At 33.1% G+C, this 23707-nt stretch carries 24 protein-coding genes and 1 tRNA gene; 14 read left to right on the forward strand and 11 right to left on the reverse strand.

What is annotated here, in order from left to right; all coding sequences use genetic code 11:
- Positions 1 to 10: 10 nt before the first annotated feature.
- The 10 genes from ACM6F9_RS19880 to mce form a co-directional block, all read right to left on the reverse strand.
- A complete protein-coding gene (locus tag ACM6F9_RS19880; RefSeq protein ID WP_414847290.1) occupies positions 11 to 769 on the reverse strand; it encodes a DUF6011 domain-containing protein in 759 nt (252 codons plus the stop codon).
- A 119-nt stretch (positions 770 to 888) separates the two neighbouring features.
- Entirely contained in the window at positions 889 to 2175 is a 1287-nt protein-coding gene (locus ACM6F9_RS19885) for a protein NO VEIN domain-containing protein (RefSeq protein ID WP_414847291.1), read from the reverse strand.
- A 36-nt stretch (positions 2176 to 2211) separates the two neighbouring features.
- Entirely contained in the window at positions 2212 to 2874 is a 663-nt protein-coding gene (locus ACM6F9_RS19890) for an endonuclease NucS domain-containing protein (protein WP_414847292.1), read from the reverse strand.
- Positions 2875 to 2890: 16 nt separating this feature from the next.
- Positions 2891 to 4882 (reverse strand): restriction endonuclease subunit S, encoded by a 1992-nt coding sequence (locus ACM6F9_RS19895; RefSeq protein WP_414847293.1) that lies wholly within the window; start codon positions 4880 to 4882, stop codon positions 2891 to 2893.
- Positions 4882 to 6327: an N-6 DNA methylase gene (locus tag ACM6F9_RS19900; RefSeq protein ID WP_414847294.1), complete on the reverse strand. Its 1446-nt coding sequence runs from the start codon at positions 6325 to 6327 to the stop codon at positions 4882 to 4884. Before ACM6F9_RS19900 ends, ACM6F9_RS19895 begins: the two co-directional genes overlap by 1 nt.
- Positions 6328 to 6394: 67 nt before the next feature.
- A complete protein-coding gene (gene hsdR, locus ACM6F9_RS19905; RefSeq protein WP_414847295.1) occupies positions 6395 to 8770 on the reverse strand; it encodes an EcoAI/FtnUII family type I restriction enzme subunit R in 2376 nt (791 codons plus the stop codon).
- A gap of 451 nt (positions 8771 to 9221) precedes the next feature.
- Complete coding sequence (locus tag ACM6F9_RS19910) at positions 9222 to 9683, reverse strand: Panacea domain-containing protein (RefSeq protein WP_414847296.1); 462 nt, start codon at positions 9681 to 9683, stop codon at positions 9222 to 9224.
- Position 9684: 1 nt separating this feature from the next.
- A complete protein-coding gene (locus ACM6F9_RS19915) occupies positions 9685 to 10548 on the reverse strand; it encodes a hypothetical protein (RefSeq protein ID WP_414847297.1) in 864 nt (287 codons plus the stop codon).
- Between the two features lie 171 nt (positions 10549 to 10719).
- Positions 10720 to 10793, reverse strand: a tRNA-Ile gene (locus ACM6F9_RS19920).
- A gap of 62 nt (positions 10794 to 10855) precedes the next feature.
- Positions 10856 to 11254, reverse strand: a complete 399-nt coding sequence (gene mce / locus ACM6F9_RS19925) for a methylmalonyl-CoA epimerase (RefSeq protein WP_414847298.1) — start codon at positions 11252 to 11254, stop codon at positions 10856 to 10858.
- A gap of 94 nt (positions 11255 to 11348) precedes the next feature.
- On the opposite strand from mce, the gene rbfA reads away from it, so the two are divergent.
- From rbfA to ACM6F9_RS19970, 9 genes are all read left to right on the forward strand, one after another.
- A complete protein-coding gene (rbfA, locus tag ACM6F9_RS19930) occupies positions 11349 to 11708 on the forward strand; it encodes a 30S ribosome-binding factor RbfA (RefSeq protein ID WP_027373534.1) in 360 nt (119 codons plus the stop codon).
- 3 nt (positions 11709 to 11711) lie between these two features.
- Positions 11712 to 12914 (forward strand): ABC transporter permease, encoded by a 1203-nt coding sequence (locus ACM6F9_RS19935; protein WP_414847299.1) that lies wholly within the window; start codon positions 11712 to 11714, stop codon positions 12912 to 12914.
- 80 nt (positions 12915 to 12994) lie between these two features.
- A complete protein-coding gene (locus ACM6F9_RS19940; RefSeq protein ID WP_414847300.1) occupies positions 12995 to 14788 on the forward strand; it encodes an endonuclease in 1794 nt (597 codons plus the stop codon).
- Between the two features lie 63 nt (positions 14789 to 14851).
- On the forward strand, positions 14852 to 15589 hold the full coding sequence (locus tag ACM6F9_RS19945; RefSeq protein WP_414847301.1) for a shikimate dehydrogenase family protein: 738 nt from the start codon (positions 14852 to 14854) through the stop codon (positions 15587 to 15589).
- Between the two features lie 74 nt (positions 15590 to 15663).
- The gene (locus ACM6F9_RS19950; RefSeq protein WP_414847302.1) at positions 15664 to 17466 is read left to right on the forward strand and encodes a DUF349 domain-containing protein; all 1803 of its coding nucleotides are present in this window, start codon (positions 15664 to 15666) and stop codon (positions 17464 to 17466) included.
- A 64-nt stretch (positions 17467 to 17530) separates the two neighbouring features.
- The gene (ribD, locus tag ACM6F9_RS19955) at positions 17531 to 18556 is read left to right on the forward strand and encodes a bifunctional diaminohydroxyphosphoribosylaminopyrimidine deaminase/5-amino-6-(5-phosphoribosylamino)uracil reductase RibD (RefSeq protein ID WP_414847303.1); all 1026 of its coding nucleotides are present in this window, start codon (positions 17531 to 17533) and stop codon (positions 18554 to 18556) included.
- Between the two features lie 65 nt (positions 18557 to 18621).
- Positions 18622 to 18786, forward strand: a complete 165-nt coding sequence (locus ACM6F9_RS19960) for a bacteriocin-like protein (RefSeq protein WP_255813880.1) — start codon at positions 18622 to 18624, stop codon at positions 18784 to 18786.
- A 31-nt stretch (positions 18787 to 18817) separates the two neighbouring features.
- On the forward strand, positions 18818 to 19000 hold the full coding sequence (locus ACM6F9_RS19965) for a bacteriocin-like protein (RefSeq protein WP_105703840.1): 183 nt from the start codon (positions 18818 to 18820) through the stop codon (positions 18998 to 19000).
- A 116-nt stretch (positions 19001 to 19116) separates the two neighbouring features.
- Complete coding sequence (locus ACM6F9_RS19970) at positions 19117 to 19722, forward strand: IMPACT family protein (RefSeq protein WP_414847304.1); 606 nt, start codon at positions 19117 to 19119, stop codon at positions 19720 to 19722.
- Here ACM6F9_RS19970 and ACM6F9_RS19975 read toward each other — a convergent pair.
- Positions 19719 to 20429: a zinc metallopeptidase gene (locus ACM6F9_RS19975; protein WP_185126212.1), complete on the reverse strand. Its 711-nt coding sequence runs from the start codon at positions 20427 to 20429 to the stop codon at positions 19719 to 19721. The two genes, ACM6F9_RS19970 and ACM6F9_RS19975, sit on opposite strands and share 4 nt — an antisense overlap.
- A 105-nt stretch (positions 20430 to 20534) precedes the next feature.
- Here ACM6F9_RS19975 and ACM6F9_RS19980 point away from each other — a divergent pair, with 105 nt between their 5' ends.
- From ACM6F9_RS19980 to ACM6F9_RS20000, 5 genes are all read left to right on the forward strand, one after another.
- Positions 20535 to 21665 carry a GTP cyclohydrolase gene (locus tag ACM6F9_RS19980; protein WP_414847305.1) on the forward strand — a complete coding sequence of 377 codons (1131 nt, stop codon included), beginning with the start codon at positions 20535 to 20537 and terminating at the stop codon, positions 21663 to 21665.
- A 53-nt stretch (positions 21666 to 21718) separates the two neighbouring features.
- Positions 21719 to 21895 (forward strand): hypothetical protein, encoded by a 177-nt coding sequence (locus ACM6F9_RS19985; RefSeq protein WP_165790554.1) that lies wholly within the window; start codon positions 21719 to 21721, stop codon positions 21893 to 21895.
- Between the two features lie 272 nt (positions 21896 to 22167).
- Positions 22168 to 22539 carry an NADH-quinone oxidoreductase subunit A gene (locus ACM6F9_RS19990; protein WP_047428392.1) on the forward strand — a complete coding sequence of 124 codons (372 nt, stop codon included), beginning with the start codon at positions 22168 to 22170 and terminating at the stop codon, positions 22537 to 22539.
- Between the two features lie 92 nt (positions 22540 to 22631).
- Positions 22632 to 23192: an NADH-quinone oxidoreductase subunit B gene (locus ACM6F9_RS19995; protein ID WP_002983540.1), complete on the forward strand. Its 561-nt coding sequence runs from the start codon at positions 22632 to 22634 to the stop codon at positions 23190 to 23192.
- Between the two features lie 6 nt (positions 23193 to 23198).
- Positions 23199 to 23693, forward strand: coding sequence for an NADH-quinone oxidoreductase subunit C (locus tag ACM6F9_RS20000; RefSeq protein ID WP_414847306.1), 495 nt, complete (start codon positions 23199 to 23201; stop codon positions 23691 to 23693).
- The last annotated feature ends 14 nt before the right edge of the window (positions 23694 to 23707 follow it).

Genomic DNA, 23707 nt, shown 5'->3' on the forward strand with positions numbered 1-23707 from the left:
CTTTTCAGATTCATCGAAAATAATAATCTCCACGACATATAGGACCGATTCCATAATATATTGATTCCGGAACAGTTAATTCCCGGCTACAAATAGAACAATAGCAGTTTAGTATAGCACCTACGTATGAAAATTCACCATCCTTTATCATGTCAAATAAATTGAACTTTAATCTGTTAATAAAATCCTCTTCAAGAAATCCTAAATCATTTATTCTTGCCTGCAAATATCCATTTCTATCACAAACTATCATATATGGTTGGTCATTATACTCGAGTCTTTCAAATCCGATAAAAATTTTCCTATACTCTTTTTCAATAGAATAACTTTCAATATCATAATCTTCAGATAAATCAACATCTTGTAAATTATTGTGTATTTCGAAATTTTCATTTGGTCTTGTTACAATTGGAAGATCATGAATGAAGGACAACATTTTTGCACCAAATTTTAATCTTAATTTATTACAAATGGAGTGGAGAATAAATCTTAATTGTAGAGTCCTCGAAGTTTCTTCATTTCTTATATTTTTGAATTCGTTTACTAAATTTCTTATTTTTCGATGAGAAACTTTTTGTAAAATATTTATTACGTGACTATCTAAAAAGTAGGACTTAAATTCAGAGTCACAATCTTCCAATTTTACTTTCTTAAAATAATTATTTGTGAAATAGCTTTTATTCTTTTCTACAGATGGGTTTAGTTTAAGTTGATTTTTTATTTTCTTTAAATCACTAAATGAATTTAATTTTTTCGAATTCTGTTTCATGGTATTACTTGATTTTTAATTATCATTAATAGTTCTCAAACTATAAAAAATAGATTTGTTAATCAATTGAGTTCTACCACTCAAGTTATCACTATTTTCTAACTATGGTGTAATAGTAACTAAACAATTCGAAAATAGGCTAAGTCAGATTTAATCTTCCTATTTTTAATCGAATACGGTACTATTTTTTTCTCGATGAGTGCTTGAAATAAGTTTCCAATTTTAATTATAAGATTTTCTTTGAAAACTTCTGAAACAAAAATCAATTCATAATTTTCTCTATGATCTAGAAAAAAGTCCCATTCAGTTTTACTTAGGTAAAAACTTTTATCGTTTCCTATCGAACCCTTGCATTCTAAATATCTTAATGATGAACCAGTACCAATTTCAAAGTCAAAAGGCTTATAACTTTCGGTTACTTCGTTATTCCATTTAAAGTATTGCAAGTCTAAAATATTCTTCAAATAATCATTTACATAGGATTCTGCTTGACGACCAATCTTTAAATTAATTTCATAATTCTCTAAAATTTCAAATTCATCATTTTGATCAATCGCTTTTAAATTTGATATTTGGCTAACAACTAATTCGAGTTGTTTTCCAATCAAAGAAATTGCATTAGTATTATCCTCGATTGTCTTTTCAAGTTTACTAATATAATCACCAGTTGGTATCAAAGAAGTGTCCGGTTGGCTTTCTTTTTCTAAATTTTGATCTTCGCTACTCGAGTCTGTATCATTTTCACTTTTGGGTTCTGAAATCACGCTCAATGACGAACTTATAATATTAGATTTAAGTTCAAATAACATTGATTCGAAATACCTCTTATCATAATCGATTGCCCTCAAATTGACATATTTGCCACCACTCTTATTACAAAGATTTTTACTTTTTTGTTCGGCACTTGTGTCTTGGTCTATTCCGATAATATAAATTGGACATTCTACATTTGAAGATTTCATGAAATCTAAAATTTTGTCGTCAAAATCTTCAACATCATTACTATCACCATCAGTAATAATAAACATTATTTTCTTTGATGAAACACCGTTTTGTAAGAAATTAGAAAATCGTTTAAATGCTGTGTAAATGGGTGTCCCTCCAATTGGGGGAGCTTTAATCTCTTTAATTTTTTCAATTGCCTCAATAGCGGATGACCCCGAGTATAGATATCGTGAAACGAATTCATTAGATCTATATTTAGAACCTGAACTTGAAAATCTTATAATGTTAATGAAATTAAAATGTTGAATAGTGGGGAGAATATCTTCAATAAGAATTTTTTTCACCAATTCTATTCGTGGCGAACCATCTTGAAGTAATGTTTTATTCTCATATTCAGGAACACCTTTCATATATCCCATACTTCCAGAATAATCAATTAAAATTCTCGCATGAATATCCATATTATTTATTTTTATAAGAAAACAGTGGAATCCCTATTAATCTTTAAGTGAAATTTGTTTTAAAACTAATTGCTTACCTTCTTCCAATGATTTATCATAGTTGTAAACAAACCATTTGAAATGATCTGTTTGAGAAGGAAACATCCCTTTAAAGGTATATTTAATTCGAGGATTTTCTTTTCCAGTAATTAGGTACATTTTGATTTTTGATGCGTTCTTAAGAATCTTCTTTTCCAATAAAATCCCTTTGTACCTGAAAAGTTGTTCTATTGCAGATTTCCCACCATCCCCTATTTTAATTTCCACAATCACATCATTACCTTCCTTGTCTTTACCAATGTAATCGACTCTGTCTTTTGTACCTCTTAAAATTTCTTGATTATCAGTACTTGTAATTCCGATCTTTTTCAGAATCTTGTATCTGATAAGATAAGATTCTAATTCAGCTTCTGAATTAAATTCATCAGTTGAGGAAAAAATCTGTGTTTTTGTAATCAAAATATTGGAAGTCAATTCTAAATCTTTTGTGATTTTCGGTGATGTGTAATAACCATTATCTTTACAAAACTTTTCCAATACATTAATAGCACCGGCAACCCGCTTTTCATAACCGAATTTTTTCAGTAGGGTATAAAAACGAATACTTTTACTCCCACTGTTTTCAATCATTGCATCAAAGTTCTGTATAAGATCTTCCATAGATTACGTTTAGTAGTTATTTCTTATCAATAAATTCCCCAAATCCCACCGGTTCAATTTTCTCTTTTCTAATCCATTCAATGGTGTGATCTAATACATCAATAAATCTTTTCTTTTTATCATCCCAGGCAAGAAAATCTTGTTTTAAAATTTCATCGGTGAAAAGTTCTTTTCTTATCAATCTATTATTCCATACGGCATACATGGTGGAAATTCTCTCGCAAAACTCCCAATTCTTATCTTGGAATTTATCTAAAAGATTGTTTATACTTTCAGCCTGATCTTTAAACTCTCTGCTAAATAAAGATGGTAATTCCTTTGATGCTGATAAAGAGTTGTAAGTTACTTTTGAAGTTGCACCAAACATATCTTTTTTAATTTCAAAAAATCTGAGAGACTTTAATTTTGGTTCTATTACATGTTCTAATTCCCAAGCGTAAGGTCCGGCTACATTTTTCTGATATTTTAATTCTGAAGACAATTGACAATGATACTCGACCAAGTGAAGCATCTTCTGCAATTTTACCCTACCAAAATCTTTTGAGTTTTGAGTACTTAACTTTTTAATTATATAACCTGCAAGAATTGCCATATCTCCGGTATCACATTTTTTCTGAATATCTTTAGAAATAGAATATATTGGAGATTTTTCTGCAACTAATTTTAGATCTTCATTTTTTATTTCACTCTTTCCTTCGAGGGCTTCTCTTAAAACTTGTTGAAGAAGTTGTTCATTATAGCTTTGACTTTCTTTTACTGATTTTTCTAATTCATCACAATAAGTCATCAGTTCATTTAACTTAGAAACAATTCTGTTCTGAATATCTAATGGCGGAATTCCAATAATAAACTGTTCTAAATTATATTTTGGTAAACCTTCACGTCCCGCACCGGTTGTTGATTTAAAGATTAAAGATTGAAAATAAGGAGATAATACAAGATAATGATAGAATTTTGGAATGATTTTAATTCCCCTAATTATACAAACATGTTGGCTTACATTTCCTTCTTCAAAATCATCTGGGACTAATGCACACCTTCCTAAAGATCCTCCTGTAATATTTAAAAGTAAATCATTATTATAAACAGTGGTTCCATTCATCTTTTGATGGGTTTCTTCATCAATAAATTTAATATCATCATACACTAATCCGTCATTATGAATATTTTGAGATCTAAAGAAAGGATATCCTTTTAATGAATAATTACTTCCTTTAGGAGTACTTCCAGAACCAATTTTAGAAGAAATATCATCAACTCTAAACCAAACCCAATTCTCAGGTATTTCAAATGGAATTTCTTCCTTAGAAATTGGAGGTAAAGGTTTAGATTTTTTAATCTTTTTTTCTTTGATTAATTTCTCCTTTTCAGTTTGAATTTCTTGTAGAAGATCAGCACCGGTTTTTCCATCAGAAGTTTCGTTACTAACCAATTTTCCTTGCATTGCTTCTCGGAGAAATGCTTGACGTAAATCTTTTATTAAATCTAATTGATGGGTTATTTCCGCTGATGCTAAACTAAAAGTATTTTTTAATTCTGATATTTTTTTTATAGATTTCTTTTGATCATCTAATGAAGGAAGGTCTATTTCATTATTTAAGAAAGAATCTTCTGAAAGATATTTTCTATGTGTAATTCCAGAACTTGCTCTTTCACATAAATCATAAAAAAACTGTGAATTTGTAAATTGATTAAACCAATCAATATCAATTAAATTAAAATCTACATTATATGCCCAAAAATTTCCGGTTATAATTGCATTATCAACCTCTTGGGGAGCGATTCCGAAAGCTCCATACCGAGCATCAATTTTTGAAAGAATAAATTGTCCTTCCTTTAAAACAAATTGTTTTTTTGTACCTATTAATTTACCAATTTCTTCATCTCGTAATGAAACTCCTCCATGTTTAATTTTAATTGTAACACGTTTGTATTTTTCCGTATCATTAATTTCTATTGGAATCTTACTTCTTTTCAAAAAATCTTTGAATTTAATAACTCTTCCCATCAACTCAATACATTTTTAAGTTGTTGTAATAGATTGCTAGTTTTATCCAAAGAAATAGTTAATTCCTCCATTAATTGTCCCGAAGAATATTCCTGATTCTCTTCAGCTTTATGGGGATTTTTAATATCAAGGTCAAAATTACGATCCTTTAAAGTGTCAATTGACACTTTCCAACATATCTCCGATTCCTTACGATCATTCCACCATTCTTTAATCGGATCAAATTCAGATTCTTTAATGGGTTTTGTTTTGCTATAAGACTTTTGTCCTTCCGGTAATCTGTGTTCATAATACCAAACATCTTTTGTTGCAAAACTTGATGTATCATTATTATGATGAACTTTATCAAAAAACAACAGATTGGTTGCAACCGTCGCATAAGGTTGAAACACAGAATTTGGTAAACGGATAATAGTATGTAATCTGCAATCTTTCAAAAGTTTTTCTCTCACTCTTTGTTTCACACCATCTCCTGTTAATGATCCGTCAGGCAAAACAATTCCCGCACGACCACCTACTTTTAATAAGTGAATCATTAAGATTAGAAACAGATCAGCAGATTCTTTGGTACGGTAGTTTTGAGGAAAATTATTTTCATTGTTATTCGCTACAATCCCCCCAAACGGCGGATTTGCTTCGATAACATCCACACGATCCTTTTCACGATATTCTGACAAAGGTTTATCTAAGGAATCACGGTAGGTAATATTAGGAATTTCTACGTCGTGTAAAATTAAATTGGTGGTTGCAAGTAGATACGGTAATGGTTTATATTCCCACCCAATAATATTATCCTGTAAAGATTTTAAATCCTCTAAAGAGGAAACTTTTTTGGAGATATTTTCGATGACCGCAGTTAAATATCCACCCGTTCCGCATGCAGGATCCAAAACCTTTTCTCCTAATTTGGGATCAAGAATATGAGTGATAAATTGTGTAATCGCTCTGGGGGTGTAAAACTCTCCGGATTTTCCGGCGGACTGTAAATCTTTTAAAAGACCTTCATAAACATCTCCAAAAGCATGTTTATCTTTTGTATTATTAAAATCAATCTCATTAAGTTTATTTAAAACTTTACGAATATTGATTCCACTTTTCATGTAGTTGTTGTTACCGTCAAATACTTCGTGAACGATAACAGCACGTTGATTCCCGGTACTTAAATCTAAATTTCTAAGTGCAGGAAAAAGTTCTCGGTCTATAAAATAAAGTAATTCATCACCTGTTATTCCTTCGTCATCTGATGCCCAATTTTCCCATCGATATTTCTCAGGAATTGGAGACACATAATTCTTATCCATCATTTCCATTTCCTGATCTTTATCACAGAAAACTTTGAAAAACAGCATCCATCCCAATTGTTCTAAACGTTGTGCATCACCGTTTAGCCCGGAATCCTGCCACATGATTTTTCTTATACTTTCTATTACGCCTGTAATACTCATTTCTTATTTTTCTAATTTGCAAAAGTACGTTCCTAAGAAATCTACACCAAGATTATAGTAACATAATTTAAGCTATTGAGTAGATTTCATTTTCAAGTTCCTTTATAGCACTGAGATACATTTCTCTCCCGCCAAAAGTTTTTACAATCTCCATTGGCGAGCCAAATTCAGAGATTGGGTTTAGTTTCAATACTTCCATTGACTCAATGGTCTCAACACCCTCATCAGCATATTTATCCACCAATGCAGTAAGAACATTTCTTGCCTGCTCACCATATTTTGCAAAGTAATTTCTTTTTTTTACCTCGTTTGCACGTTCTTTCCGGGTTAAGGGTTTTTGATCAAACGCAACGTGACAAATAATATCAAAGAGATCACATTCTTTATTTACTGCCTGCAAAAGTTCTTCAACCATAACACCTTGTTCTGCCAATTCCTGAATAATTGCATCTTTCCTATCGGAATTTTTCCAAAGATTTAAGAACTGATCTAATGAAGTATATTTTTCACTTAAAATATCTTTAGTATAGTCTTTTAAACTTACAGTAATCGGTTTACCGTCTTTATCAAAATATAATTCTCTTGAATTTAGTACAGTAACATCTACACCATTTACATAAACTTTTGTAGGTTTTGTTTTCTTTTCGGTAAAGGGATCTGAATAGTCAGGTTTAGGGTCATTCACTTGATCTGTACTCCCCTTTTCATCAGTTTGCAATTCTTCCGGAACATCATTATCGAAATCATCGTTTGCAGGAGTATCTTCATCAATAACTTTTATTCTAACAGGATCACCATCAAAATTGGGATCTGCAAACAAATCTGTTACGTTTCTAAAATCCATAATGGTAAAATATAACTTACCAAATTCTTCGTTCACTCTCGTTCCACGACCGACAATTTGTTTAAATTTTGTCATTGATCCTATTTCGGTATCTAATGCGATCAATTTACAAGTTTGGGCGTCTACGCCTGTAGTCATTAATTCAGATGTTGTGGCAATAACGGGATAAGTCTGTTCCGGATCAATGAAATTATCCAATTCTCTTTTTCCTTCATCGTTATCACCGGTAATTCTCATAACATACTTATGATTTTGCAATACAAGATCGGAGTTCAGACTTACAATTGCAGACCTCATTCTCTCAGCATGATCTATATCTCTACAAAAGACAATTGTCTTATTGAATCTGCTTGTATTTTGAAGAAACTCGGTTACTTTTTTTGCGACTGCCCAAGTTCTGTTATCTATAACTAAATTTCGGTCAAAATCTTTTCTATTGTAAATCCTATCTTCAACAACATTACCCTCTTTATCTCTTTTATCTTTTTCAGGTCTCCAACCTTCCACATCTACATCTAAGGTCACTCTAACAACTTGGTAAGGTGCTAGAAACCCATCTTCAATCCCTTGTTTCAAACTGTAAGTATAGATTGGATCACCAAAATATTCTGAATTACTTACGGTTTCTGTTTCCTTTGGTGTTGCTGTAAGACCTATCTGTGTAGCAGATTTAAAATAATTTAGAACTTCTCTCCAAGCTGAATCTTCCTTTGCACTTCCTCTATGACACTCATCAATCACTATCAAATCAAAAAAATCTTCACTGAACTGTTTGAAAATGTTTTTTTCATCCTCATTACCAGTCAAGCCTTGATAAATGGCTAAATATATTTCATAAGATTTGTCCACTTGCCTTTTTTGAACAATAGTCATTTTATCTCGAAAATGTTTGAAATCTCCTCTTTTAGTCTGATCAATTAGCGAGTTACGATCTGCAAGAAATAAAATCCTCTTTTTGGTTCTTGACTTCCATAAACGATGTACAATTTGAAAAGCGGTATAAGTTTTACCTGTTCCGGTTGCCATCACCAATAATATTCTATTTTGACCTTTAGCAATAGCTTCAAGTGTAAGATTTACTGCATTCTGTTGATAATATCTCGGAGATCTTCCGGAACCATCAAAAAAGTAATCTTGTTCAACAATAGATTTTGAATCGTCTTCATTAAGACCTTTAAATTTTAAGTATTTACTCCATAATTGTTCCGGTGAAGGGAAATTATCTAATTCAATTTCGGTTTCAATATTTGTAGAATTAGTTTTATCATGGAATAAAAAACGATCTCCATTAGTTGAGAATACAAACGGAAGTTGAAGAATATCAGAGTATTCTAATCCCTGTTGCATTCCAGCACCGACTTCATGATTATTTTCTTTAACCTCTATAATCCCGATCGGAATATTTGGCTTGTAATATAAAATATAATCTGCTCTCTTCTTTTTACCACGTGTGGATAATTTGCCCCGAACAATAATTCTACCATCTGTAAAATTAACTTCCTCTCGAAACTGTTTCATTTTATCCCAACCTGCGTTTTCTAGTGCCGGAGTTATAAATTTTGTACAAATATCTCTTTCCGAAAATAATTTTTTACTCATGTTTAATTGTTTAAACTGTAGATATCATGATTAATATTGCAATATAGCACATAATTAAGAATTGTGGTATATTTTGAAATATTAAGTCTATTTTAAGTGATTAAATCGTATTATTGTATTTTAACTCAGATTTAAATTTAAACCAACTTTTACACAATGTCAGATGAAAGTAAATTAAAACTGATTTCAGTTTAGTGATTTCATAAAGATTATTAATTTTAATTCCAATAGAAAAAAGTAAAAAATTAAATGATGAGATTTGTAAGAAATTATACTATATACATTGAGCAATAATTTAGAGTTATTCTCATCAATAAAAGGATTCGTAAATATTATGAAACGTCGGTCAAATTAAAGATCCAAATTATTGTTCGAATTAAATTTGAAAAATATAACTTTCAAATTACATGAATAATTCTTGTAGTAAAAAAATTCATTAAACAGATAATTATTACCTTTTGCGATAATCTTTTGCTAACTTAACTAAATCAATTAACTGACCTTCTTTTGAATTTAGTACAGCATAGGTTGAATTCACTAAATTATTTAATTCTGACCAACTATAATTTTTGCAGTGATTTACAACAAAATCTATAACTTCTTTAGTTCGATCAGACAAATTCTCTACACCTTTTTTATCAAGAAATTTTATAATCAACTGCTCTTTATTATTTTCATCAAATCTGACAGAAACATCAAAATTTGAAGACTCATTAAATATGCTTCTAAGGTTTTTATAAAATGGTCCATATTGAGATAGATTCCATTCAATGTCTGTAAGTTTTTCAAACTTGTTTATTGCAAACCTCCATTCTATTAAATACAAAAGTTTCATAACTCTTGAAATAGAAAGCTGTCCAGAATTTGGGTATATAGTATATAGATAATCTAAGATATTTATAACTCTTTCCATTTTAAAATCCATTTTGTTCAGCATTCTCAATGTTTGGAAAATTCCAATCTATTTTTTCCACAAATGCAACTAATTTTTTCTCTTCTTCAATACTCAATTTATCATCAATATCTGATTCTTGGAATGCGTTATCATTTTTACTTTCAATAACAATAATAGATGTACGGGCTAACTCATTTAGGTCATCAAATGCTCTTAAATAAAAACTTCTACTTTTCATTTTCATTTTCCAAACAGTTTCTTCTTCTATGGGTGCAATATCATTAAGAATTTTATAGTATCCTCTCCTAAATTTAGTTCTATTTTTATCTGGTAAAGGAATACCGTTATTTTTAAAATATTTTTTAAGTTCCCAAGCTTTGTTAATTAGACCCTCTTTTTTGTAATTACGTCTCGATTTAGTTTTTAATTCAGGATTTGAGGAATACCTTCCTAGAACGTAAAATTGATCGTTAATAAATTTATAAATACTTATTCTCTCATTATCACCTAATCCTAACTTAACAAACAAGTATGCTAAATGAATTTCAACAATATCAATAGAGTTTTGATTAATTTTCTGAATTTGGTTTTCTAATTTTTGGATATTTTCTGATTGACTATTATTAATTTTTTCCAAATTTAATATTGACTTATCTTTTTTGTTCTGCTTAAAGAATTGGATTAAACTCAGAATTAATGCTATACATAATAAAACCCAACCTAATGTGTAAGAATGAATTTTTTTTCCAAATATTTCCTTATTGATTCCAAAAAGAATACCTATCAAAGCATACAAAATACCAATTATAATATTAAATAATCCTAATCCATAGTTATATATGTAACGGGTAGATTTACTCCACCAATGATCTTCATAACTCATAAAACAAATCTATATAAAATTAATTACGCAACAATATTTAAAAAACAATTAACGAATATATTAATCTAGTGATTAATGAAATATTACGTTAATTCATCTCACAATTCTTGCAATAACTTTGCAATAAAATAAAATCAGACACCTACAAGAATGTAAGTGTCTGATTTTCTGTGGTCCCACCTGGGCTCGAACCAGGGACCACCTGATTATGAGTCAGGTGCTCTAACCAACTGAGCTATAGGACCTCAAAACTTGGTTAAATTTTGTGTTTGCAAAAATAGTAAAATTTCTTTCACTACAAAATTTTTTATTGCTTTTCTTGGCAAAGTTCTACCAGCACACCGTTTGTAGACTTTGGGTGAAGGAATACAACTAATTTGTTATCAGCACCTTCTTTCGGTTCTTCGGAGATAAATTGAAATCCCTCTTTTTTTAATCTTTCTACTTCTTCCAGGATATTTTCAACTCCAAATGCCAGATGATGGATACCTTCGCCCTTTCTATCAATAAATTTTGAGATCGGACTTTCGGGATTACTAGCTTCCAAGAGCTCAATTTTACTTTCTCCTGTTTCATAAAAAGAAGTTACAACGCCTTCTCTTTCAACAGTTTCTTTTTTATAAGATTCTTTTCCTAATAATTTGGTAAAAAGTTCATCAGAAACTCCTAAAGATTTTACAGCAATACCAATATGTTCTAGCTTCATAAATACTATATAGATATAATTAAATCGTAAATTTGATACTACAGTCGAATTTCAAAGTATCAATTCAAACAAAAGTACTAAATTTGCAGAAATTATGGAAAGTAACAGACAAAGAAAAGTAGCACAGATCATTCAGGAAGACTTCGCAGAACTTTTCCGCAAACAGGCTTCAGAAAGCAAACAGAGCATATTAGTATCTGTTTCAGATGTAAAAGTAACTGCTGACTTAGGAATTGCTAAGATTTATTTAAGCATTTTCCCGCAGGAATTCCGCACCGCTGTGATGAAGGAGATTGAAGAAAATAAACCTCAATACAGAAACTTCATTGGCCAGAAAATGGCAAAACAGGTACGTATCATTCCACAACTTAACTTTTACCTGGATACCGCTCTTGATGATGTTGAAAAACTGGAAAGAGAATTAAGAGGCGAAGGCGACAATCCTGTTTTATAGATCTTGAAGAATATTGCATTTTACATAGCATCCAGATACCTTTTGGCTAAAAAAGGCAGTACTGCTGTCACGTTCATTACGTGGCTGTCTGTAGGTGCTATGACGGTTGCTGTGGCTGCAATGTTCGTCATTATTTCCGTTTTCTCAGGACTTGAAGACCTGAACAAAGACCTTATTTCTAACCTTCATTCCGACCTTACTTTAAAAAGTGCTTCCGGAAAAACTATTAAAAATCTGGACAGCGTTAACAAAGTACTAAGCAGCAATAAAGAAATCAGCAGCTTCTCCCGTGTTATTGAAGAAAAAGTATACATCAGCTTCAATGGGAAAGGCGATATTGCTTATTTAAGAGGTGTTGATTCCGCTTATATTAAGGTAAACCCAATTAATAAAGAAGTTTTCTACGGAACCTATCCAAGTTTCAAATATTCTAATGAAGTATTGATGGAAAACAGTCTGGACAACAGACTTTCTATTCCTGTGGATTCTTCGAATCATTATGCAACGGTATTCATGCCGAAGCCAGGAACAGGAATCATCAATAAGGAGGAAGATATTTATAATAAAAAAGATATTTTAGTAACAGGTGTTTTCCCGGGAAAAGATCAATTGGACAGTTATATCATTTCTCCCATTGAACTTACAGAGGAATTACTTAGTCTGCCAAAAAAATCAGCTTACCAGATTGTTATTAAATTAAAAAATCCGGAGAATGCAGATGCTGTAAAGCAAAGCCTGCTTTCTTCTCTGGGAAAAAATATTGAGATCAAAACCAAAGAAGAAGAAAATGCTGCTTTCTGGAAAATGATCAATACAGAAAAACTATTCATCTATCTGATTTTTGCATTGGTAATTTTCATTACAACCTTTAATCTTGCCGGAGCCATCATTATTCTTCAGCTTGATAAAAAGAAACAGGCAAAATCATTGATATCACTAGGCTTTCCTTTAATCCATCTAAGAATGACGTATTTCTACACTGGACTTCTTATTGTTATTTCCGGAGTAATTACGGGATTAATTCTTGGAACCGTACTTTGCTATTTCCAGCTTTACACAGAATATTTCAAACCAAATGGTCTGGCATTCCCAGTAAAAATCGTAGAAAAAAATTACTTTATTGTCGCACTTACAGCGTCCTTATTTGGATTCACGATTTCATGGTTCTTTTCAAAAATCAGTAAAGAATATATTACTAAAAACTAATACCTTAAGTTTATATATTACATTAAATTAATATACTTCGGTTTCATTTTTTTGTACCTTTACGCCCCAATTTTAAAGAAATGAAACGAATTTTATCTTTTTTTCTATTAAGCTTTGCATTCATAAATGGTTTGGCACAAATTCCTGCCGGATATTACAATGCAGCAGCAGGCTTAAGTGGAGCTCCTCTTAAAACAGCTCTTAAAACAATTATTACCAATGGACATATAGATCATGGGTATGGAGGTTTATGGACTGGCTATCTTACTACAGATCGTGATTATTTTTACGAAAATGATGGTACAATTCTAGACATATATTCTGAAAAGCCAAATGGACCTGATCCATATAATTATACTCCTATCACCAATCAATGTGGAAACTATTCAGGTGAAGGAAGTTGCTACAATAGAGAACACATTATTCCTCAAAGTTTATTTAATGAGGACTCTCCAATGGTTTCAGATATTCATTTTATCCGAGCAGTAGATGGAAAGGTTAATGGAATCAGATCTGACTACCCATTTGGAGTTGTCGGAAGCAATGTTTCCTATTTATCTCAGAACCAATCTAAACTAGGCACTTCAGTTTCTCCAGGCTATTCAGGTACTGTATTTGAACCTATCGATGCATTTAAAGGAGACGTTGCCAGAATGATCCTGTATTTTGTAACAAGATATGAAGATAAACTTCAAGGTTTCACTTCAGGGGGAATGCTTGGAAATACAACATTTCCAGGGCTACAACCTTGGGCTCTAAATCAATATTTAGCATGGAATGCAATGGATCCCGTTTCTCCGGAAGAAATTGCAAGAAACAATGCGTCTTATACTTATCAGGGAAACAGAAATCCATTTATTGACCATCCAGAATATGTTGCCCAAATCTGGGGAACTCCGGTTGTAGATACACAAGCTCCTACTGCTGCAACAAACATTGTGGCCAACAATCCAACATCCAATTCCATTGCTGTAAGCTGGACAGCTGCTACTGACAATATAGGAGTAACTTCTTACCAGGTTTATGCAAATGGTACTCTAAGAGCTACCGTTTCAGGTACAACAACTTCTACTGTCGTATCAGGATTATCTCCATTGACTCAATATACATTCTATGTAATTGCGAAAGACGCTGCAGGAAACTCTTCTCCACAAAGCACAACTGCTACTGAAACTACTCTTGACGGACCTGCAGGAGGCGGAAGCTGTGGAACTGAAGACTTCAGCACAATGCAGGACGGCTCTTCTTTAGCATCTTCTTATGCAACAAGAACATGGACAAATAACAGTATAACATGGACTGCTACATTAGCAAGAACTGACGAAACGATCAACGGTAAAGCTGTTTGTACAAATAAAGGAACTCTGACAAGCTCTGTTATTTCAGGAGGTGTTCAGACTTTAACATTAACAACGCAAAGGAAATATAGCGGAAATAACGGTAACCTTAATGTATTGGTAAATAATGTTATTGTAGGAACCATCCCTTACAGTACTACTGTTACAACTACTACAATCAATGTAGGAGTAAGCGGTGATGTGACTATTCAGATTGTAAATCCAAACACTGGAGACAGAGTAGCAATGGATGACCTTAGCTGGACATGTGCTACTTCATTAGCAACAGTAGAAACTAAAAAAGATAAATCAGAATTCACCATCTACCCTAACCCGGTAAGAAACAATGAGCTATTTGTGAAAGGAGAAAACCTGAGCAAAGTTTCAAAAGCTGACATCTATGATCTTTCCGGAAAACTGATTGAAACGATCTCAAATCCTTTCAGACATTCTAATAAGATCAATCTTAAAGGGCTTGTAAAAGGAACTTATATTCTGAAAACAGACAATTTCTCTACTAAATTTATTGTAGATTAATTATTAAAAAATATTTCAAATCAAAGGCCGGATTTATCCGGTCTTTTTTTTTATTTTTGATCTATGGATTCCAATAAAAAATTAGGATTGATAGGACGAAATATTTCTTATTCTTTTTCTAAAAAATTCTTCGAAAATAAGTTTCAAAAGCTTATGCTGAAAAACTTCTCTTACGATATTTTTGATCTGAAAGAAATCAATGAAGTGGAAAACCTTTTTTCTTCTCCGGAACTTCTAGGATTCAATGTTACCATTCCTTATAAAGAGAAAATAATTGATTATCTTGATGAACTAAGCGATGAAGCAGAAAAAATAGGTGCTGTGAATTGTGTTCTTATCCAGAATGGCAAAAAAACAGGTTATAATACCGATGCTTTCGGATTTGAAAAGACCTTGCTTTTGCACAAAACACCTTCACAAGACAAGGCACTTATTCTGGGAAACGGCGGTGCTGCAAAAGCAGTCAAATATGCTTTAGATAAAAACAACATTCCGTGTGTAACTATTTCCAGGAGTACTGAAATCAACTTTGAAAACCTGGATAAAGAAACTGTTGCAGAACATAAGATAATCATTCAATGTACACCTGTAGGTACTTTTCCAAATGTTAAAGAGTGTCTGAATTTTCCTTTTGACGGACTTTCCCCTGAGCATTTGGTTATTGATCTGATTTACAATCCCAATTACACCCAATTCATCATCAATGCCTCTGAAAAAGGAGCAAAAACAGTCAACGGATATTATATGCTTGAACAGCAAGCAGAAAAAGCTTGGGAAATTTGGAATTTTCAAAAAAAATAACATAAATTAGTACTTTAATTGGCCTTAAAGCTATATATAAAGGATATTAACGCCACTCACATAAAAGATTTGCTATGACTACAGAAAACAATCTTTCTGAAAACGAAGAAAAGAAAATTCCTAACGAAGTATCTCAGGACCCATCAGAAAACGCAGTTTCTCATGATGCAAACCAACATGAAGATGATGCAGAACACCTGGAAGAACATGAAGAAGAACAAATTTCCCTTGCTGATGCTTTAAAGGAAATGGAAAAAATCATCAACACTCCCAACGCAGGTGAAAACTTCAAAAGATTCAGCCAGCTGAAAGAGAAAGCAAGTCATTATATTCATGATGAAGTGGAAGATAAAAAACATGAATATGTAGAAGGAGGAAACCCTGTTGAAAGTTTCAGCTATGAGCATCCTTCTCAAACTAAATATTCTGCTTTGGTTAATATTTTCAGGGAAAAACATGACGACTTCCAGAAAGGACAGGAAGAAGAGCAGAAGAAAAACCTTGAGCACCGTCAAAGTATTATCGAAAGACTTAAAAATCTATACACAAGTTCCGAACCTGGAATCAATCTTTTCAAATCCATCCGGGAAATTAAAGAAGAATGGTCAAAAGCCGGACAGGTGGCAAAGTCTGAATTCAAAATTCTTAACAATAATTATTTCCACCACCTGAATCAATTTTATCAGATGTTGGATCTAAACAAAGAATTCCTGGAGCAAGAGTACAGCCACAATCTTGAAAAAAGAGAGCATATCATTGCCCGTGCTAAAGAACTGGAAAATGAACTGGTGATTCAGAAAGCTTTAAATGAGCTTCAGTACCTTCATAAACTTTGGAAAGAAGAAGCTGAGCCTGTAGCAGAAGAATTCCGTGAGAAAACATGGGAGGAATTCAAAGAGATTTCAAACAAAATTCACGAAAGAAAATCTGAACTTTCCGCATCTATTGAAAAAGAACAGGGTGTAAACCTTGAAAAGAAAAATGAGATCATTGCTGAAATCAAGAAACTTTCTGAGCCATCAGAAACTCCTAATCATAACTACTGGCAAAATGCGATTAAAAGAGTTGAAGATCTGCGTTCTGAATTCTTAAAAACCGGAAGTGTACCAAGAAAATTGTCCAATCAAAACTGGAATGATTTCAAAACGACCCTGAGAGGTTTCAATACAACGAAAAACAACTATTACAAATCGTTGAAAGGATCTCAGCAGGCAAATCTTGAAGAAAAATTGAAACTGATCCAGACTGCACAGGATAATATGAACAACGAAGAATGGGATATTGCCGTTCCTCTATTCAAAAAACTACAGGAAGACTGGAAAAAAATAGGCCATGTTCCAAAGAGCATGACTAATAAAATCTGGGATGAATTCCGTGATGCTTGTAATGCTTTCTTCAACAATTACAGAGAGAAAAGCAATACTTCTACCGACAACTGGAAGGAAAACTATAAAAACAAAAAAGCCCTTCTTGATGAACTGAAAGAAGTTTCTAATGAAGAAGGCAGTATCGAAAAAATTGAGCAGATCAAAACTTCTTGGAATAATATCGGTAAAGTTCCGAGAGATAAAATTTCAATCAACTCTGAATTCAACAAGACATTAAGAGAGAAATTGAAAATAAACAAGATCAATGAACTTGAACTGAAAGAAGAAGGTCTGTCTGAAAACCAGCTTACCGATAAAGCAAGAAAGATCAAAAATCAAATCTCTGATCTTGAAGCAGAAATCGTAAAACTGGAAAACAACCTTGCTTTCTTCAATAAACCATCAAGAGAAAACCCTCTTTTAAGAGATACTTACAATACCATTGATGAGAAAAAAGCTCATCTGGAAACATTAAAACAAAATCTCCACAATATTATCAGCGGAGATTAATGCATAACAAAATAAATAAAGGCGGAGCAAAGCAATTTGTCTTCGCTTTTTCTTTTTATACAATATGAACAACGACGAACTTTATATCAAAAGATGTATCGAACTGGCTCAAAAAGCCCTTGGCCACACCTACCCCAACCCTCTTGTAGGAAGTGTAATCGTACACAATGGAGAAATTATTGGTGAAGGATACCATCATAAAGCAGGAGAAAATCATGCAGAGATTAATGCCATCCATTCCGTTAAAAATAAAGACCTTATTCCGGAATCTACAATCTACGTGTCTTTGGAACCATGTGCCCACTATGGGAAAACACCGCCTTGTGCTTTAAAGATTAAAGAATTAGGCTTTAAAAAAGTAGTTATTGGCGCCATGGATTCCCACGATAAAGTGAATGGAAAAGGAAAGAAAATTATTCAGGATGCAGGAATTCAAGCCATTTCAGGAATTCTTGAAAAAGAATGTATTGAATTGAACAAAAGGTTTTTCACGTATCATGAAAAGAAAAGACCTTATATTATTTTAAAATGGGCAGAATCCGGCGATGGTTTTCTTGACAAAGATTTTAAACCAACCGCAGTTTCCAATACATTAGTGAATCAGTTTGTTCATCAATTAAGAGCTGACGAGCATGCTATTTTAGTAGGAACCCAAACCGCTTTACATGACAATCCAAGCCTTACGGTAAGAAATATCGAAGGAGTAAACCCTGTCAGAATTCTAATCGATTTTGATTTAAAAGTTCCTTCTCATTTTAATATTTACAATACTGAAGCAAAAACTTTGGTTTTAGATTCTGTGAAGGAAGGCACCGAAGAACATATTCAATTCATTAAAATCGATAAGAATAACTTCCTGCCCGAACTTAAGGAAGCTTTGTATAAAGAACAGATACAGTCTGTCATTATTGAAGGGGGGCGTTTTACCCTTCAGCAGTTTATCAATGCTTCGCTTTGGGATGAAGCCATTGTCATTAAAAATGAAAATCTAATGCTCGAAAACGGAACAAAAGCACCGGAATTTAATCATACAGCTATTAAAACTGAAACATTCAGAGACAATACAATTTCATTCTTTAGAGCAAAATAAAACCATTTTATCACCGTCAAATGAAATAATTTCTTTACATTAGTTTTTCAAAAAAAATTAAAACCATGAAAAATTTAAAGAAAGTTTCAAGACAGAACTTAAAAAAAGTAAATGGAGGAAATGCTCCTGAATGCTGTTCATTTTATCCACCTTCATTACAGCACTGCTGCGCAACACCATCCAGCATGAGCTGTCCACCACCTTGGGCAGATGGAACATTCCCATGTTAATATTACCAAATTAATCAAATAAAATATTATCATGAAAAATTTGAAAAAAGTATCCCGAGCCAATATGAAAACCATCAAAGGAGGTATTTTTGTAACCTGTACACTGCCTAATGGTGAGCCTACAAGATGTAGAGACAGATGCCCTCAGGATTTCTGCGGTCCAACAAGCTATATGTGCCTGATCCCAATGGATCTGTGCGGAGAAGTAATGTAAGAGATTAATTTTACATTAAAAAAGATAAGCCGTCAAAATTTGACGGCTTAATTTATGATTATGATGCAGAATAGTAAAGCATTTAATATTTTTGCATAAACAAAGCAGGAACTCCAATGACGTTTGAATACAAAACCATAGAAAAACCCATAGAAAATACTCTTTTAAAAGAAAAAGGAAGCAAGTTTATCGGATTTGCTTACCCGGTTACCAATGAAAAAGAATTAAAGGGTGCACTGGAGAAAGTGAGAGAAGAACATCCAAAGGCTACCCACCACTGCTATGCCTTCAGAATGGGTTTAAATGGCGAAAACTATCGTGCCAATGATGACGGTGAACCTTCCGGAAGTGCTGGATTACCTATTTATAACCAACTGCTGGCTCATGAAATCACAAATATTCTTGTTATTGTCGTCCGTTATTATGGTGGAACCAAGCTGGGGGTTTCAGGATTGGTAAAGGCTTATAAGGAATCTGCAAAAATCACACTGGAAGAAGCTGATATCATTACCAGAGAACTGGAAACTGAAGTTGAAATTCAGTTTAACTTCAATCAACAAAACACCATCTTCACCCTGCTTTCAAAATTTGATGCTAGGGTTGTGAATTTCGATGCGAATGAAAACTGCATTCTTACTGCATCTTTGAAGCTTGCACAAAAAGAAAACATCTCGGAAAAACTCTCCGAGATGCAATATGTTTCATTTGAATTTAATGATTAATCCCTTCTTCCACCAAGAAGCAAAGATCCCCAGTAGAGAAGCTGTGCCAGTGAACCTAAAGCTGCAACAACATACGTTCTTGCTGCCCATTTTAAGCTGTCCTGTACGCCTACAAACTCTTCCGCAGTTACAGTTCCAGTATCTTTAAGCCATTTCATAGCTCTGTTACTTGCATCATACTCCACTGGAAGCGTTACAAAAGCAAAAAGTGTTGTCATTGCGAACATGGCTACCCCGATGGCAAGAACTGTAGTATTTCCATTCGGATTCTCAATTGTTCTTGACGCTGCCATTACTGCGATCCCCGCAATAAGGACAAACTGCATCAGGTTAGAACTTATATTAACAATAGGAACCAGTTTCGAACGTAAATTCAACATAGAATATCCTACCGCATGTTGTACTGCGTGCCCACACTCGTGAGCTGCAACTGCCGCTGCTGCTGCGTTTCTCTGCATATAAACTCCTTCAGAAAGGTTAACTGTTTTATCTGCCGGATTATAGTGGTCCGTCAACTGACCGGGAACTGAAATTACCTGAACATCATTGATCCCGTTGTCTCTCAACATTTTTTCTGCTACTTCTTTCCCCGAAAGTCCATTTCGAAGGTGTACATTGGAATAATATTCAAATTTAGATTTCAACCTGGACGAAACCCACCAGCTCACCAGCATCGAAATACCAATAATGATATAATAACCTATCATTTTTTATAAATTTTGTGTTTACTTTTTACCCATAATGATGTAAAAACTGTGCCAAAGTATAAGATAATATTATTTATATTTGTCACTAAATTACCATCAAAAGTTATGTCTAAGGTTTCAATTATTGAAGTAAAAACAGCCGATCAACTCAAGCAATTCGTAAAATTCCCGATGGATTTGTACAAAAATAATCCGTACTATGTCCCATCCTTTATAAAAGACGAAATGAAAATCTGGGATCCTAAAGAAAATCCGGCTTTACAATATTCGGAATCCAAACAGTTTTTGGCAACAAAAGACAATAAGGTGGTGGGCAGAATTGCGGTAATCATTAATCATAAAGAAGAAAGAGAGCTAGGAATTAAAAAAGTCCGTTTTGGATGGATAGACTTTATCGACGATACAGAAGTTTCTAAAGCTTTAATTCAAGTAGCAAAGGATTACGCCAAAGAACATGATATTGACAAAATTGAAGGCCCCATGGGTTTCACCAATCTGGACAAAGCAGGTATGCTGACAATGGGATTCGATAAACTGGCAACGATGATTGGAATCTACAATCATGAATATTATCCAAAACATCTTGAAAATTTAGGTTTAACCAAAGAAAAAGAATGGGTTGAATATGAAATGAATTTTCCAAAAGTACTCCCGGAAAAAGTTGAAAAGTTCAGCGGCCTGATTGCTCAAAAATACAAACTAAGTGTTCTTAACTTCAAATCAAAAGAAGAAATTCTTCCTTATGTGGAGCCAATGTTTAAGCTTTTAGATGAAACTTATAAACATCTTTCTACTTATACTCCTATTTCAGATGAGCAGATTAAAACATACAGAGAAAAGTATTTTCCTTTCATCAATAAAAATTATGTAATCTGTGTTGTAGATGAAAACCAGCAACTGGTTTCGTTTGCTATCACAATGCCTTCCTATTCCAAAGCTCTACAGAAATCAAAAGGGAAATTATTTCCATTCGGATGGTGGCATTTTTTACAGGCAGGGAAAAAGAATGACCGTGCCAATTTTTATCTTATCGGTATTCATCCGGAATATCAGAGACGTGGAGTGACAGCTATTATTTTTAAAGAAATTTTTGTAAGGTTTACCAGCATGGGAATTGATTTTGCGGAAACCAACCCTGAACTGGAAGAAAACAAAAGCGTTCAGGTTCTTTGGCAGGATTACAACCCTGTGAACCATAAGAGAAGAAGAACATACTCAATGGAGGTGAACAAGTAATATTGCATTTATACAATATAAAAGCAATCCTACAAATCTAAACTTTGAACTTTATGAAACCACAACTCATCATTTTTGCCATTTTAATCGTTGGATTTATCAGTTACAACCTCTTTTTCCAATCACCGGATGACAGAACAAATACGGTAATCAATATTACCTTTGCCAGTATTCTTTTTGGTTATATTTCATTTATGGCTTATATCCTTTTAAAAAAAATGAAGAAATAACTAAGAAAATGGCCGTTTACAAGTCTTATAATAATCAAAACCTTCCCTTATTAAAGAAATCACAAGCATCCTGATTGAACTTCATTAAGCATTTTCCTCTGTACTTACTACAAAAAATGGGGAAAAATATGTTTAAAAAACAATGACAAAATGCTAATTTTTATTGATTCTAAATTACCGATTTAACTCATTTTCATCCCACTTTTAAGCTGATTAATTTCATGCTTTCTTGTTTATTCGCTAAATTTGCAAATTGAGATAATAATGCAAAAATGAATTTACCTGAAAGTTATATTCCAATCCTTATCCAGGCTGGTGTAGCAGTAGGATTTGTAGCTGTTTCTTTGCTTGGGGCACATTTCTTGGGTCCACAACAGAAAAAAGGAGACTCTGTAAAAAACCAAAGCTGGGAATGTGGAGTTCCTGTAGAAGGAAATGCGAGAACACCGTTTTCTATCAAGTACTTCCTGACTGCGGTATTGTTTGTCCTATTCGATATTGAAATCGTATTCTTTTATCCTTACGCTGTAAATTTCAGAGAATTTGGTATGGAAGGATTCCTTGCTGTACTTACATTCGTTGCGATATTCTTCGTGGCGTTTTTCTATGTCTGGAAACGCGGTGCGCTGGATTGGGATAAATAAATTTTAACATTAAAAGATTGAACAGTTTAATCGTTAAAATGACCAATGATTGAATTTTAATGCTTTAGTCTTTAAATATTTAACAAAAGAAAATGTCAGATAAAAAACCAGTAATAAGAACAGATGCACCTGCTCCCGAAGGATATGAAGGAGAAGGGTTTTTCGCAACAAAACTGAGCAGTGTAATCGGGATGGCAAGAAAGTTTTCACTTTGGCCATTACCATTTGCAACCTCTTGTTGTGGTATTGAGTTTATGGCTACCCTGAACCCAACTTATGATGCTTCAAGATTTGGTATGGAAAGAAACTCTTTCTCTCCAAGACAAGCAGATATGCTGATGGTTTGCGGAACTATATCAAAGAAATTGGGACCTGTCCTGAAAGAAGTGTACACTCAGATGGCTGAGCCGAAATGGGTGGTAGCAGTTGGAGCTTGTGCTTCCAGCGGTGGTATTTTTGATACGTATTCTGTACTTCAGGGAATTGATAAAATTATTCCGGTAGACGTATATGTTCCCGGATGTCCTCCAAGACCTGAACAGATCATTGAAGGCGTAATGCAGGTACAGGCTCTTGCAGAAAGCGAAAGCATCAGAAGAAGAGATATGCCTGAATATCAGAAATTATTAGATTCTTACAACATAAGCAACTAAACGGGAATGACAAACGAATTTGTATTAGAAGCCATCACAAGAGAATTTCCGGAATCTGTCATTTCAAGCTCAGAACCTTATGGAATGCTGACGATTGAAGTGAAGAAAGATGATATTAAGAAAATTATTCACTATCTGAAAGATTCATCACTGGAATTTAACTTCCTTACGGATATCTGTGGTATTCATTATCCTGAATTCCCTGAAAAGGAAATTGGTGTTGTCTACCATTTGCATAATATGATGGCCAATTTCAGATTACGTCTGAAAATCTTTATGTCCAGAGAAAACATTGAAGTAGACTCTCTTGTGGAGCTATATGTGGGAGCTAACTGGATGGAAAGAGAAACGTATGATTTTTATGGGATTAAATTTAAAGGACACCCGGATCTGAGACCTATTTTGAATATGGAAGATCTAGGATACCACCCAATGTTAAAGGAATATCGCCTTGAAGACGGTACAAGAACCGACAAGAACGATAGCATGTTCGGAAGATAAAAATAAAATATAAA

Source organism: Chryseobacterium sp. IT-36CA2 (assembly GCF_949767875.1).
In the GTDB taxonomy this organism is placed as follows: Bacteria; Bacteroidota; Bacteroidia; order Flavobacteriales; family Weeksellaceae; genus Chryseobacterium.

Coding starts and splice junctions, on each gene's coding strand:
- ACM6F9_RS19880 (WP_414847290.1), bottom strand. CDS start 769: ATGAAACAGAATTCGAAAAAATTAAATTCATTTAGTGATTTAAAGAAA.
- ACM6F9_RS19885 (WP_414847291.1), bottom strand. CDS start 2,175: ATGGATATTCATGCGAGAATTTTAATTGATTATTCTGGAAGTATGGGA.
- ACM6F9_RS19890 (WP_414847292.1), bottom strand. CDS start 2,874: ATGGAAGATCTTATACAGAACTTTGATGCAATGATTGAAAACAGTGGG.
- ACM6F9_RS19895 (WP_414847293.1), bottom strand. CDS start 4,882: ATGGGAAGAGTTATTAAATTCAAAGATTTTTTGAAAAGAAGTAAGATT.
- ACM6F9_RS19900 (WP_414847294.1), bottom strand. CDS start 6,327: ATGAGTATTACAGGCGTAATAGAAAGTATAAGAAAAATCATGTGGCAG.
- hsdR (WP_414847295.1), bottom strand. CDS start 8,770: ATGAGTAAAAAATTATTTTCGGAAAGAGATATTTGTACAAAATTTATA.
- ACM6F9_RS19910 (WP_414847296.1), bottom strand. CDS start 9,683: ATGGAAAGAGTTATAAATATCTTAGATTATCTATATACTATATACCCA.
- ACM6F9_RS19915 (WP_414847297.1), bottom strand. CDS start 10,548: ATGAGTTATGAAGATCATTGGTGGAGTAAATCTACCCGTTACATATAT.
- mce (WP_414847298.1), bottom strand. CDS start 11,254: ATGAAGCTAGAACATATTGGTATTGCTGTAAAATCTTTAGGAGTTTCT.
- rbfA (WP_027373534.1), top strand. CDS start 11,349: ATGGAAAGTAACAGACAAAGAAAAGTAGCACAGATCATTCAGGAAGAC.
- ACM6F9_RS19940 (WP_414847300.1), top strand. CDS start 12,995: ATGAAACGAATTTTATCTTTTTTTCTATTAAGCTTTGCATTCATAAAT.
- ACM6F9_RS19945 (WP_414847301.1), top strand. CDS start 14,852: ATGGATTCCAATAAAAAATTAGGATTGATAGGACGAAATATTTCTTAT.
- ACM6F9_RS19950 (WP_414847302.1), top strand. CDS start 15,664: ATGACTACAGAAAACAATCTTTCTGAAAACGAAGAAAAGAAAATTCCT.
- ribD (WP_414847303.1), top strand. CDS start 17,531: ATGAACAACGACGAACTTTATATCAAAAGATGTATCGAACTGGCTCAA.
- ACM6F9_RS19960 (WP_255813880.1), top strand. CDS start 18,622: ATGAAAAATTTAAAGAAAGTTTCAAGACAGAACTTAAAAAAAGTAAAT.
- ACM6F9_RS19965 (WP_105703840.1), top strand. CDS start 18,818: ATGAAAAATTTGAAAAAAGTATCCCGAGCCAATATGAAAACCATCAAA.
- ACM6F9_RS19970 (WP_414847304.1), top strand. CDS start 19,117: ATGACGTTTGAATACAAAACCATAGAAAAACCCATAGAAAATACTCTT.
- ACM6F9_RS19975 (WP_185126212.1), bottom strand. CDS start 20,429: ATGATAGGTTATTATATCATTATTGGTATTTCGATGCTGGTGAGCTGG.
- ACM6F9_RS19980 (WP_414847305.1), top strand. CDS start 20,535: ATGTCTAAGGTTTCAATTATTGAAGTAAAAACAGCCGATCAACTCAAG.
- ACM6F9_RS19985 (WP_165790554.1), top strand. CDS start 21,719: ATGAAACCACAACTCATCATTTTTGCCATTTTAATCGTTGGATTTATC.
- ACM6F9_RS19990 (WP_047428392.1), top strand. CDS start 22,168: ATGAATTTACCTGAAAGTTATATTCCAATCCTTATCCAGGCTGGTGTA.
- ACM6F9_RS19995 (WP_002983540.1), top strand. CDS start 22,632: ATGTCAGATAAAAAACCAGTAATAAGAACAGATGCACCTGCTCCCGAA.
- ACM6F9_RS20000 (WP_414847306.1), top strand. CDS start 23,199: ATGACAAACGAATTTGTATTAGAAGCCATCACAAGAGAATTTCCGGAA.